At 66.7% G+C, this 11,932-nt stretch carries 13 protein-coding genes; 6 read left to right on the forward strand and 7 right to left on the reverse strand.

Annotated features, from left to right (window positions below; all coding sequences use genetic code 11):
- Positions 1–42 precede the first annotated feature (42 nt).
- From SYV04_RS04055 to SYV04_RS04085, 7 genes are all read right to left on the reverse strand, one after another.
- Positions 43–855: a type III secretion protein gene (locus tag SYV04_RS04055; RefSeq protein WP_321544245.1), complete on the reverse strand. Its 813-nt coding sequence runs from the start codon at positions 853–855 to the stop codon at positions 43–45.
- A 129-nt stretch (positions 856–984) separates the two neighbouring features.
- On the reverse strand, positions 985–1,476 hold the full coding sequence (locus tag SYV04_RS04060) for an ATP-dependent helicase HrpB (protein ID WP_321544246.1): 492 nt from the start codon (positions 1,474–1,476) through the stop codon (positions 985–987).
- Positions 1,433–2,266, reverse strand: a complete 834-nt coding sequence (locus SYV04_RS04065) for a sigma-70 family RNA polymerase sigma factor (RefSeq protein WP_321544247.1) — start codon at positions 2,264–2,266, stop codon at positions 1,433–1,435. Before SYV04_RS04065 ends, SYV04_RS04060 begins: the two co-directional genes overlap by 44 nt.
- 7 nt (positions 2,267–2,273) lie before the next feature.
- Complete coding sequence (locus tag SYV04_RS04070) at positions 2,274–2,669, reverse strand: hypothetical protein (RefSeq protein WP_321544248.1); 396 nt, start codon at positions 2,667–2,669, stop codon at positions 2,274–2,276.
- 32 nt (positions 2,670–2,701) lie between these two features.
- Positions 2,702–3,130: a tetratricopeptide repeat protein gene (locus SYV04_RS04075; RefSeq protein WP_321544249.1), complete on the reverse strand. Its 429-nt coding sequence runs from the start codon at positions 3,128–3,130 to the stop codon at positions 2,702–2,704.
- A 104-nt stretch (positions 3,131–3,234) separates the two neighbouring features.
- Positions 3,235–3,801 (reverse strand): hypothetical protein, encoded by a 567-nt coding sequence (locus tag SYV04_RS04080; RefSeq protein ID WP_321544250.1) that lies wholly within the window; start codon positions 3,799–3,801, stop codon positions 3,235–3,237.
- A 158-nt stretch (positions 3,802–3,959) separates the two neighbouring features.
- Entirely contained in the window at positions 3,960–4,238 is a 279-nt protein-coding gene (locus SYV04_RS04085) for a hypothetical protein (RefSeq protein WP_321544251.1), read from the reverse strand.
- 262 nt (positions 4,239–4,500) lie between these two features.
- On the opposite strand from SYV04_RS04085, the gene SYV04_RS04090 reads away from it, so the two are divergent.
- The 6 genes from SYV04_RS04090 (at position 4,501) to SYV04_RS04115 (ending at position 11,910) form a co-directional block, all read left to right on the forward strand.
- Positions 4,501–5,112: a hypothetical protein gene (locus SYV04_RS04090; RefSeq protein WP_321544252.1), complete on the forward strand. Its 612-nt coding sequence runs from the start codon at positions 4,501–4,503 to the stop codon at positions 5,110–5,112.
- A gap of 185 nt (positions 5,113–5,297) precedes the next feature.
- Positions 5,298–6,041: an ABC transporter ATP-binding protein gene (locus tag SYV04_RS04095; protein WP_321544253.1), complete on the forward strand. Its 744-nt coding sequence runs from the start codon at positions 5,298–5,300 to the stop codon at positions 6,039–6,041.
- A complete protein-coding gene (locus tag SYV04_RS04100; protein ID WP_321544254.1) occupies positions 6,041–8,149 on the forward strand; it encodes an ABC transporter permease in 2,109 nt (702 codons plus the stop codon). The genes SYV04_RS04095 and SYV04_RS04100 overlap by 1 nt, the downstream gene beginning before the upstream one ends.
- Positions 8,150–8,153: 4 nt before the next feature.
- On the forward strand, positions 8,154–9,455 hold the full coding sequence (locus SYV04_RS04105) for an ABC transporter permease (RefSeq protein ID WP_321544255.1): 1,302 nt from the start codon (positions 8,154–8,156) through the stop codon (positions 9,453–9,455).
- Positions 9,456–9,460: 5 nt separating this feature from the next.
- Entirely contained in the window at positions 9,461–10,240 is a 780-nt protein-coding gene (locus SYV04_RS04110) for an outer membrane lipoprotein-sorting protein (RefSeq protein WP_321544256.1), read from the forward strand.
- A complete protein-coding gene (locus tag SYV04_RS04115) occupies positions 10,237–11,910 on the forward strand; it encodes a hypothetical protein (RefSeq protein ID WP_321544257.1) in 1,674 nt (557 codons plus the stop codon). The genes SYV04_RS04110 and SYV04_RS04115 overlap by 4 nt, the downstream gene beginning before the upstream one ends.
- The last annotated feature ends 22 nt before the right edge of the window (positions 11,911–11,932 follow it).

The following is an 11,932-nucleotide window of genomic DNA, read 5'->3' on the forward strand; positions in this document are numbered from 1 at the left end:
CACCGGGATCGAGGAGGCTGCGGACACTCCGTCAGGAGCGTCTCAGGCCTCGGAACGAGGCGGTCGCGCGCGGGCAGGCCGCGCCGCGCCACCGGAAGAGCCTCCGCGCATGAGCACCCAGGCCGACAGGGCAATCATGCCGAGGACGAAGATGGAGACCACCGCCACCAGCACGCGGAACTGACTGGCGCTGGCCGCCGTCATGCGCAGGCCGAACACGTCCTGCAGGCGGCTCTCGGGGTTGGTCTCCGCCGCGGGCGCCAGCGCCGGGGTCAGCAGCACGGTGACGTTCTCCGGCTTGAGGTCCTGCACCGCCGAGGCGACGAACTGCTTCACTTCCTTCTCGCCCAGGGGCGCCTTGCCCTCCAGGCTGGGCCGGTAGCGGATCATCACCGAGGACGAGGGCAGCGGCTTGTTCTCCGGCTGCGTCAGGTCGTTGTTCTCGGGGATGTTGACGATGACGTTGGCCTCGAGCACGCCGTCGATCTTGTTGAGGGCGTTGGAGACCTCGCCGCCGAGCGCCTTGAGCGTCATCGCGCGCTCTTCGGCGGCGGTGGGCACCATGCTGCCCTTGGCGAAGTGGTTGAAGCCCTTCTCCATCGGCCGGGGCAGCGAGTTGCTGCGCAGCAGCTCCGCCGCCTGCGCCGCGTCCGCCTTGGGCACGACGATGTTGAACTTCATGTCCTGCCCTTCGCCCTCCTTCACCTTGGTGGCGTTGATGCCGTTCTTGCTCAGCAGGACGTAGATTTCGTTGGCGTCCTGCTCCGTCAGGCCGTGCTGCAGATCAATGGAGCAGCCCGTCACGAGGACCAAGGCCAGGAGCGGGGCGACGCGGGCAAACGATCGGTAAGTCATGTGCGGGGCCTAGCTTAGCGGCGCGAGCGCCCCGTTCCAACATGGGGCCCGGAAAACAGGAAGGGCGACCCCTCCACTCAGAGGGACCGCCCTTGCCAGCGCCGCTCGAATGCAGAGCGGACGAGCGAGCTACACCTGGGTCTTGACGACGTCCTTGAGGCCGCTGGTGGCCTTCTCGACGACCTTGCTCGTCAGGTCCAGCTCCTGGGTGTACTTGTACATGGAGGCCTGGAGGCTGAGCAGCTCCGCGTTGGAGAACTGCTTGCCGGAGGCGCCCGCCTTCATGAGCTTCTCCAGGTTGCCCTGGCCCTTCTCCAGAGAGTCCAACATGGTGGTCATCATGTTGCCCTTCTGGGGCTCGGCCTTGGCGTTGACGGGCTCGGCGCCGCGCGCGGTCAGCGACTCGCTGTTAGCGCCGTTCACCTTGTTCAGGCCCGCCTTGTCCGTCTTGTTGACGGTCTCGACCTGGCGCACCTGGTCGGCCCGCTGGGTGGCCTGGGCCGCCTGAGCGGCCTGGGCCTTCTGGGCCGCCTGCGAGGCCTGGACCTGCTCGGGCCCACCCGCGCCCTGAGCCTTGTTAGCGAGAGCCCCGTCGAACTTCGAGGGCCCCTGCTTGTTCACCTGCTGCGCGCCCTGATCCTGCAGCTTCTGCTGCGCGATCTGAGCGGCCGAGACGCCGGCCATCGGAGCCGCCATGTGACTGCCTCCTTGCATCGTCAGAGGAAGTGGGAACTTCCTCCTCGTCCAAAAGTTCCTTGAGCCGTTCGATGGCGCGCGCATGCAGCCGCGACGCCCAGCTCTTCGATTGTCCGATCTCCGCTCCCGCCTCTTCCAACGTCTTGCCGTGGAAGTAGTAGCCCTGCAGGAGCTGCCGCTCCTTGTCCGGGAGCTGATCGATCGCCGCCCTTACCCGCCGCTTCAACTGCTCCATCTCCAACCGCTGATCCGCCGGCAGGGACTCATCCACGTACCCCGCCGCGTCCATCCCCTCCAGGCTGGTGGCCAGCACCATCGCCAGCCCCGTCACCGCGTTGGAGATGTCATTCACATCATCGTCGAATGACCCTCCGCGGTTGCCTCCGCCCTGCTCTCTGTCGGAAAGATTTCCGAGATAGGCCGCCGCGCGCTCCCCGGCATACGCCGTCCGGGAGTCCGAGCCGCGCAAGATGCCCATTTTCCTCAGGCCGTCGAAAATGGCGCCCTTGATGCGGTAGTGAGCAAATGTAAGGAAATTGGCGCCAACCTTGGGATCAAAGCGGTCGGCGGCCTCGAGGAGGCCAATCTGACCGTAGGCTACGAGCTCGTCGATCTCGAGCTGGGCGTTGAACTGCTTGCGGACAGTCGCCGCCAGCGAGCGCACATAGGGCCCGTACTTTTCGAGAATCGCCTTCTTGTCGTCCCCGAACCCCAAGCGCCGCTCACTCAGCCTTAGACCACAGCCGCTCTAGAACCTGGTTGAGTCGCGGGTCTTCCTGCAGCGCGTCGGCGATCTTCGACGAGAGCGCGGAAGACTTCATGTGCAGCTTCTCCTTGAGGACCTCGGCGACGAGCTGACGCGTCGCCTCTTCCTTGCTCTTGAAGCCCCCGTTCTTGAGCTGCTTGGCGATGGCCATCGCCTGCGAGGCGATGGGGTCCGCGGCCTGGGCTCCCTGAACGTTGGAAGAGCCCACCAGTCCCGACGGGCCTACGAGCGACTCGGCCTTGTCGACCTTGCCACCAAAACTGGCACCACCCGCGGGCGCCTTGCCAGACGCACCCTTGGCGCCACCTGCACGGCCCTTACCGCCCCCTCGTCCGACTCCACCGACAGACATCGCCGCTCCTCCTTACCGCTGAACTGGTACCGCTACTTCTTCGGCGGAGGCAACGCCCCCGCTTCCTTGGCATCCATCAAGGCCTGAGCCAGCCGCGCCCCGTCACTGTCGGGCTCGATATCCATGGCCGCCTTCAGCTCCTTGACCGCCTCGGGCACCTTGCCCATGAACAGTAGCGCTTCGCCGGCATGCGCGCGCGGCAGCGAAGCCTCCGGAGCCAACCGCTGGGCCGCTCGGTAGGCCTGCAGCGCCTTGTCGTGGCGTCCCTGGGAGAACTCCAGCGCGCCCAGCGCCAGCTGCGGCACCTCGCTCTTGGGCATCAGGATCGCCGCGCCCGAGAAGACCTCCTTGGCCTTGTCGAACTTGCCCATGTCCAGCCAGATGTAGCCGGTCTCGAGCAGGATCATCGCCTGCTGCCGTGCGACTGGAACGATGCTGCCGGTGATCTCCGACTCCGCCATGAGCGTGCTTCTCCTTTTTTCTTCCAGGTCCGAGAAGGACGGAGGGCGGCACAACGGCCGCCCCCCCTCCTGCTCCGAACCCGACTACCCGCTGGCCCGTGAGCTTAGCGGATGTTGCCGATCGAGTTCTTGATCGTATCGTGCCGCGTCTTCATCACGTTGGAAATGGCGGTGAAGCGCTGGCCCTCGTGCTGCAGCTGGGCCTGCATCTTCAGCAGGTTCTTCTGCTCCTGGAACATGCCGGACAGCTCACCGTTGAACTCGGTGCCCACCGTGCCGTTGGTGCTGCCAATCAGGTTGGTGGACGAGCCGCCCGAGCCACCCATGCCCGGGATGGCCACGCCGCCCGTGCCGCCCACGGTGGTGCTCAGCGAGGGCACGCCCGTGCCACCCGAGCCGCCGGCGCCGCCGGGCAGCGCGGTGGAGTACGGGGTGCTGGTGCTGCCCTGCACGCCCGAGGACAGCACGGACATCGAAGAAACCGCCGCCGAGACGATGCCCGAGCCGCTGAACATGCCCGTGGCCATGCCGACGCCGCTGGACACCGCGCCTGCCGCAGCGCCCACGCCCGCCTCCACTCGCGCGCCGAAGTCGCGCTTCTGCGTCTGGCGCTCCAGCGAGAGGTTGGTAGACATGCGCGGCTGAGGCCCCATCAATCCATCGACCTTCATGATTCTTCCTCCAGGGTTCGGACCATCAATGGTTTAGAGCCCGGCCATTCCGGCGCTCTCAACAGGGATTATCGCTGATCCAGGGCTCAGGTTGCCTCTACCCCATCATTCCAGCGTCACGAAACTGGCACACGCTGGAATTCCGGGCACTTACGCGATCAGCGACGCCCCTTGGGGCCCTTGGACTCGGCGATCAGACGCTCGCGGGTTTCCAGCAACAGGCCCAGCAGCTCCTCGGCGCTGGCCAACGCGGTCTGGATCTTCTTGCCCTGCTCGGCCCGGGGACCCTTGAGGGCGTTGAGGCCCTCCTTGATGGGGTTGAAGAGCGATTGGATTTCCTCCGGCGAGGCGTTCTCGATGAACGACTCCACGGCGGGATAGGAGGGCGTGGGCAGAGCCTCGGGCTCGGGGGCGGGCTGGGACTTGGGGGGAGGCATCGTGGGAAGGGTCTCCTGTCAGGGCGCCGCTCGGGCAGCCGGCGCGATGAGGACCCCGGGACGCTAGGGGAAAAGCCCCTTGCTGTTCAAGCCGCGCCGCACCAGCCCCTCGGCAATGTGGCCCGAAAGCGACGGCCGGGCAGCGAGCATGCACCCGGCATGGCCCAGGGAGAGGTGTCCCGTTCCCCCAGCGCACCTAGGTTTTTCCTGACGGAGGTCACGCACCACCTCCGCCACATCACTCACATAGGGGGAGACTTCCATGACGACCAAGAAGCTGATCGGAGTGTTCGCATCTGTGGCGCTGATGAGCTCTGGCATGGCGCTGGCGAATGGCGGCGAGGGGAAGAAGCACGACACGCAGCAGACGCAGCCCCAGGGCAGCACGGGGGGCTCCGGGAGCATGGGCGGCTCGGGCACGGTGACCGAGGGCAGCGCGAGCCAGATGAACCAAGGCGCCGGCCAACAGCTCAGCTCCAACGAGCTCATGGGCCGCGTGGTGAAGAGCAGCAAGAAGATGGTCTGGGTCGAGCACGCGGGCGCAGTCGTGCCGCTGACGATCAACAAGGACACGCAGTTCGCCGACCCGAACCTCAAGCGCGCCCAGGACTTCAAGGAAGGCGATGAGATCCGCGCCAGCTTCGAGGTGCGGAAGACGGACAACATCGCCACGAGCATCCAGAAGGCCGACAACGCCACGGGCGGCAGCGGGCTCAACCAGGACACCGACCTCCTGCCCCCGGCGCCGGTGGACCAGGACACCGGTGGCAGCGGCAGTGACCTGACGCCGCCGGACATCGGCGACAAGGGCACCAGCTCGGACCTCGGCTCTGATACGGGCGTGGACCCGGGCAACAAGACTGGCGACTACTAACGCCTTTCCAGGTTGTGCGGGGAAGCCCACGGTCCCTCACGGGGGCCGTGGGCGTTCTCTTACCGTAAAGGTGGACGTCACAGATCGGGGACATCCGCTCAGCCTGATTGAGCGTTGACGGGGTCCTGCCGAACCGGCTAGCTGCGCTCCGCGCCGGTTCCAGAAGTCCCGAAAGGACTCCCGACATGTCCACCGTCACAGAGCCCATCGTCTCCATCAACGACGTCACCAAGGACTACCACCTGGGTAAGGTGGTGGTGCCCGCCCTGCGCGGCGTCTCGCTGCAGGTGTACCCCGGAGAATTCATCTCCATCGCCGGCCCGTCCGGCAGCGGCAAGACGACGCTGCTCAACCTCATCGGCTGCGTGGACACCGCCACCGGTGGCGTGGTGAAGGTGGCCGGCCAGAACACCAAGGCGCTGTCGGAGCGGCGGCTCACCGACCTGCGGCTGCACACCATCGGGTTCATCTTCCAGAGCTTCAACCTGGTGTCGGTGCTCAGCGTCTTCCAGAACGTGGAGTTCCCGCTGCTGTTGCAGAAGAAGTTCAGCGCGCACCAGCGGCGCGACCGCGTCATGGCGCTGCTGGAGCAGGTGGGCCTCGCGAACCACGCGAAGCACCGGCCCAGCGAGCTGTCCGGCGGCCAGCGCCAGCGCGTGGCGGTGGCCCGCGCCCTGGTGACTCAGCCGCAAATCATCCTGGCGGACGAGCCCACCGCGAACCTGGACTCGGTGACGGGCCAGCAGATCATCGACCTGATGAAGGAGATGAACCGCGAGCGCGGCACCACCTTCATCTTCTCTACGCACGACACCAAGGTGATGACCCACGCCAACGCCGTGGTGCGGCTCGCGGACGGGAAGATCCTCGACCGCGTCACCCCCGCCGAGGCGGGCATGGGCATGGCCTCCACCGCGGAGGCGCACTGATGTCCACGCTCACGCTGCTCTTGCAGGTGGCCTTCCGCAACCTGTTCAAGAGCTGGGTCAACCTCATCATCGGCGGCATCATCTTCTTCGCCACCTTCCTGGTGGTGTTCTTCGGCGCCCTGCTGGACAGCATCGACAACTCGATGAGCCGCTCGATCATCGGCTCCATCTCCGGGCACATCCAGGTCTACTCGGACAAGTCCAAGGAGGAGCTGTCGCTGTTCGGCGGCATGGGCGGTGAGACGGACATCGCCGCCGTCGACAGCTTCCTGCCCATCAAGACCGCGCTGGAGAAGCACCCCAACGTGCAGACGGTGGTGCCCATGGGCACCAACAGCGCGCTCATCACCTCCGGCAACACGGTGGACCTCACGCTGGCGCGGCTGAGGGACCTGTACCGGAAGAACGCCGCCGAGGGTGAGACGCCCGAGCGGCGCGCGCAGATCGACAGCCTCAAGGCGCACGTGCGCCAGCTGGCCGAGCTGCTCCAGTCCGAGCTGAAGACGAGCAGCGCGCTGATGCGCGAGGAGGCGGTGGACCCCGCCGATGTCGAGGCGCTGGCTCGCGCGCGCTCGGACGCCTTCTGGGCGGACTTCGACAAGGATCCGCTCGCCTCGCTCGAGTTCCTGGAGAACCGGCTGGCGCCCCAGGTGGCCGACGGCGACCTGCTCTACGTCCGCTACGTGGGCACGGACCTGGACGCGTTCCAGAAGAGCTTCGATCGCATGCAGATCGTCGACGGGCAGGCGGTGCCCAGCGGCCAGCGCGGCATGCTGCTGTCCAAGTTCTTCTACGAGGAGTTCCTCAAGCTGAAGACGGCGCGCCGCATGGACCTCATCAAGGAGGCGCGCGACACGAACAAGAAGACGATCGCGCTCGACCCGCTGCTGCAGCGCTACGTGAAGGAGAACTCGACGCAGACGCGCGAGATCGTCTACCAGCTCGACCCCATCAAGACGAAGGAGGCCACGGCGCGGCTCCAGGCCATCCTCGGCAGCCAGGAGACGGACGTCGCGAAGCTGCTGAGCACGTTCCTCGCGGTGACGGACGAGAACTTCGACGAGCGCTACAAGCAGTTCTACGAGCAGCTCGTGCCGCTGCTGGACCTGTACCGCCTGAAGATGGGTGACAGCATCACCATCACCGCCTTCACCCGCACCGGCTACGTGCAGAGCGTGAACGTGCCCGTCTACGGCACCTACCAGTTCAGCGGGCTGGAGAAGTCGCCGCTGGCGGGCGCGATGAACCTGATGGACCTGGTCTCCTTCCGCGACCTGTACGGCTACCTCACCGAGGACAAGCGGGCGGAGATCGCCCAGCTCAAGAAGAAGAGCGGCGCGGCCGAGGTGAGCCGCGAGAACGCCGAGGAGGCCCTGTTCGGCGAGTCCGCGAGCAACACGCTGGTGGCCGACGCCACCCCGGGACAAATCAACGAGAGCGAGCAGATCGACACCACCGGCGCCGCCGTGCGCTCCGAGGACCTGCTCAAGCGCGTCTACTCCAAGCAGGAGGTGGAACAGGGAATGGTGCTGAGCGCCGCCATCATCCTCAAGGACCCCGAGAAGCTGGACCAGACCTTGAAGGAGCTCCAGGCGTCCCAGGAGCTGAAGGACCAGAAGCTGCGCGTGGTGAGCTGGCAGAAGGCCGCCGGCCTCATCGGTCAGTTCGCGCTGATGATGCGCATGGTGCTCTGGGGCATCATCGTCATCCTCTTCGTGGTGGTGCTGGCCATCATCAACAACGCGGTGATGATGGCCACCATCCAGCGCGTGCGCGAGGTGGGCACCATGCGGGCCATCGGCGCTCAGCGCACCTTCATCCTGACGATGATCCTCCTGGAGACGGTGGTGCTGGGCATGGTGTTCGGCGGCCTGGGCGCGGGCGCCGGCAGCGCGCTCATCTCCTACCTGGGCAACGTGGGCATCCCCGCGGCCAGCGAGGAGCTGTACTTCTTCTTCAGCGGCCCGCGGCTGCTGCCTACCCTGGGCTTCGACAACCTCCTCACCGCCTTCTTCCTGGTGTTGGGCGTCTCGCTGTTCTCCACCCTCTACCCGGCGTTCATGGCCACCCGGGTGTCGCCGGTCACGGCGATGCAGACCGACGAGTGAACCCATGTCCCAGATCCTTCTGATCGCCTTCCGCAACCTGCTGGCGCACCGGCGGCGCACCCTGCTGCTGGGTGGCGCCATCGCCGGCGTCACCGCCGTGCTCATCATCCTGATGGGCGTCACCAACGGGATGAAGTCCACCATGCTCGAGTCAGCCACCACGCTGATGAGCGGCCATGTGAACGTGGGCGGCTTCTACAAGGTGACGGCCGGCCAGGCCGCGCCCGTGGTCACCGGCTACCCGAAGCTCATCGAGTTCATCAAGAAAGAGGTCCCCGAGCTGGACTACGTCTCCCAGCGTGGCCGCGGCTGGGCCAAGCTCGTGTCCGACACGGGCTCGATGCAGGTGGGCGTGGGCGGCATCGACGTGGAGAGCGAGACGGGCTTCCGCAACGTCATCCAGGTGCGCTCCGGCAAGCTGGATGACCTGAAGGAGCCGGGCACCATCCTCATCTTCGAGGAGCAGGCCCGGAAGCTCGACGTGCGCGTGGGCGACGTGCTCACGCTGTCCTCGCCCACCATGCGCGGCACCAACAACACGCTGGATGTGCGCGTGGTCGCCATCGCCGCCAACGTGGGCATGATGAGCTCGTTCAACACCTTCGTGCCCAGCAAGAGCCTGAGAGACCTCTACCAGCTCAAGGACGACACCACCGGCGCCGTGTACCTGTACCTCAAGGACATGCAGACCATCCCCGCGGTGCAGCAGCGGCTGCGCGAGAAGCTGCCGGCAGCCGGCTACACGCTGATGGACAATGACCCGCGCGCCTTCTGGATGAAGTTCGAGGTCGTCAACCGCGAGGGCTGGACGGGGCAGAAGCTGGACATCACCAACTGGGAGGACGAGATCTCCTTCGTGCGGTGGGTGGTGCAGGCCCTGGGCTTCATCACCGGCTTCCTGACCTTCGTGCTGCTGGTGATCATCGCCGTGGGCATCATGAACACGCTGTGGATCGCCATCCGCGAGCGCACCCGGGAGATCGGCACGCTCCGGGCCATCGGCATGCAGCGCCGGCGCGTGCTGGTGATGTTCATGACCGAGGCGCTGATGCTCAGCCTCACCGCGACGCTGACCGGCGCCGCGACCGCCACCGCCCTCTGCCTGCTCGTCAACGCTCAGCAGGTGAAGGCGCCCGAGGTGGTGCAGGTGATGTTGCTGACCGAGCACTGGTTCCTGAAGGTGGAGCCCGGCTCCGTGGTGTTCGCTGTCGCGCTCATCACCGTGTGCGCGATGATCGTAAGCATCATTCCCTCGTTCCTCGCCGCGCGGATGAAGCCCGTGACGGCCATGCACCACATCGGGTGAGCCCTATGACGCCTCGAAACCTGCTGTCCGCCGCGCTCGCCGCGGTGCTGCTGACCGCTCCGGCGGCGTTCGCGCTGGATGCGGCCGAGATGAAGAAGATCCTGGAGGTCATCGACGACCGCCAGCGCAACGGCGGCGACTACAAGTCGCTCGTCTATCTGGAGCAGAAGGAGAAGGACAAGGCGGACACCGTGCGCGAGGCGCTCGTCTACCGGCGCGACGCGGACGACAAGCTGATGATCCTCTTCACCAAGCCCAAGGGCGAGGCCGGCAAGGGCTACCTGCGCCTGGACAAGAACCTGTGGAGCTACGATCCCAACGTGGGCAAGTGGGAGCGGCGCACCGAGCGCGAGCGCATCGCCGGCACCGACAGCCGCCGCGCCGACTTCGACGAGTCGCGCCTGGCCGAGGAGTATGAGCCCTCGTACGAGGGCGAGGAGGCGCTGGGCAAGTTCAAGGCGCACAAGCTGGCGCTCAAGGTAAAGCCCAACATCGACGCGGCCTACCCCGTCATCCACATGTGGGTGGACAAGGACACCAACAACATCCTCAAGCGCCAGGAGTTCGCCCTCTCCGGCCGGCTGATGCGCACGCTCTACTATCCGCAGTGGCAGAAGCTCTTCAGCGAGTCCAAGGGCGCCGAGGTGTGGTACCCGCAGCAGATCCGCATCTACGACGAGGTGGAGAAGGCCAACTCCACCATCATCCTCATCAAGACCGTGGACCTGCGCCCGCTCGAGGCCAACATCTTCACCAAGGCGTGGCTCGAGAGTAAGAGCCGATGAACCCGCGCTCGCTCTCCGCCGCCGCGGCCCTGGCCGCGGCGCTCGCCACCCTGCCCGCCTCCGCGCAGTCTCGGCCCGACGAGGATGCCCTCTTCGGTGGCGGGCAGCAGGAGCAGCCGCCCACGCCGGCCTCCGCCGCGCAGCCCCCGGCCACTCCGGAGAAGACCCCGCCCTCCTCTCGCCCGAGCGAGGACAGCCTCTTCGGTGGCCCGTCCGAGGGGGAGCAGCCCTCCGGGGATGCGCCCACGCCCTCGGGCACGGTCAACCCGAGCGCTCCGCCCGCGCAGCCTCCAGGCGTGGACCAGGCCGGCCGGGAGGAGACGCGCGATGAACAGGCCCTCAGCGGCACACCGACCCAGGAGGCCCTGGGCTCGGAGGAGCACGCCGAGGATCCACTGAAGATCGGCGGCCAGTTCTACCTGCGCGCCCTGGCGCAGGGCAGCGAGGGTGTCTCCTTCGGCAGCACCACGTTCTCCGCCCCCACGCTCGTGGATGGCTACTTCGATGCCCGCCCCACGGACCGGCTGCGCGGCATGGTGGTGGGCCGGCTGACCTTCGATCCCACCCTCTCGTCCCAGGGCACGGGCTTTCTGGGCACCAACCCCGGCGATGGCAGTCCCAACACGCCCAGCGTCGCGGTCCCGCCCAACCCGCGCGTCCTGCTGGATCAGGCCTGGCTGCGCTTCGACATCGCGCGCACGGTGTTCGTCACCGCCGGCAAGCAGCACGTGAAGTGGGGCACCTCGCGCTTCTGGAACCCCACCGACTTCCTGTCTCCCCAGCGCAGGGATCCCCTCGCCATCTTCGATGCGCGCACGGGCGCCTCCATGGTGAAGCTCCATGTGCCCTGGGAGGACAAGGGGTGGAACTTCTACGGCATCGCCCTGCTGGACAACGCCGGGCCCTCCTCCACGCTCGGCCGCATCGGTGGCGCCGCTCGCGCCGAGGTGGTGCTGGGCCAGGCGGAGATGGGCGCCAGCGCCGTGCTCCAGCGCGGCCGCAAGCCCCGCTTCGGGCTGGACCTCTCCTCGGCGCTCGGGCCCCTCGACGTCTATGCCGAGGCCGCCCTTCGGAAGGGCTCGGACACGCCCCTGTACCGGCTGCCCGAGGGCATCACCTTCGAGCAGCTCATCGAGCAGGCCCAGGGTCTGGAGATCGACTCCCTGGACGATCTGCGGCAGTTGCCCATCGAGAGCTACTTCCCCGAGGGCCTCACGCCCCAGGTGTCCGGCGGCTTCACCTATACGTTCGCCTACAACGAGAACGACACCGCCACCGTGGGCGTCGAGTACTTCTACAACTCGACGGGCTACAGCACGTCCATCGCCTACCCGTACCTCATCGCCCAGGGCCAGTATCAGCCCTTCTACGTGGGCAAGCACTACGGCGGCCTCTATACGGTGCTGGCCGGGCCGGGCTCCTGGGACAAGACGTCGTTCATCCTGTCCAACCTGGGCAACCTGTCGGACCGGTCCTTCACCTCGCGGCTCGACGTGCTCCACCGCGCGCTCTCGTACCTGAGCATCGAGGCGTACGTGGCCGTCAACTACGGCACCAAGGGCGGCGAGTTCCGCTTCGCCCTCGACTACCCGCCGTTCGAGGTCAATGGCCGGCCGCTGCTGCCCGCGCCCATCGTGCAGGTGGGTGGAGGCCTGCGCATCAACCTTTGACGGATATGCCTGGGCTCTGGGC

The sequence above is a fragment of the Hyalangium ruber genome (assembly GCF_034259325.1).
GTDB classification, from domain to species: domain Bacteria; phylum Myxococcota; class Myxococcia; order Myxococcales; family Myxococcaceae; genus Hyalangium_A; species Hyalangium_A rubrum.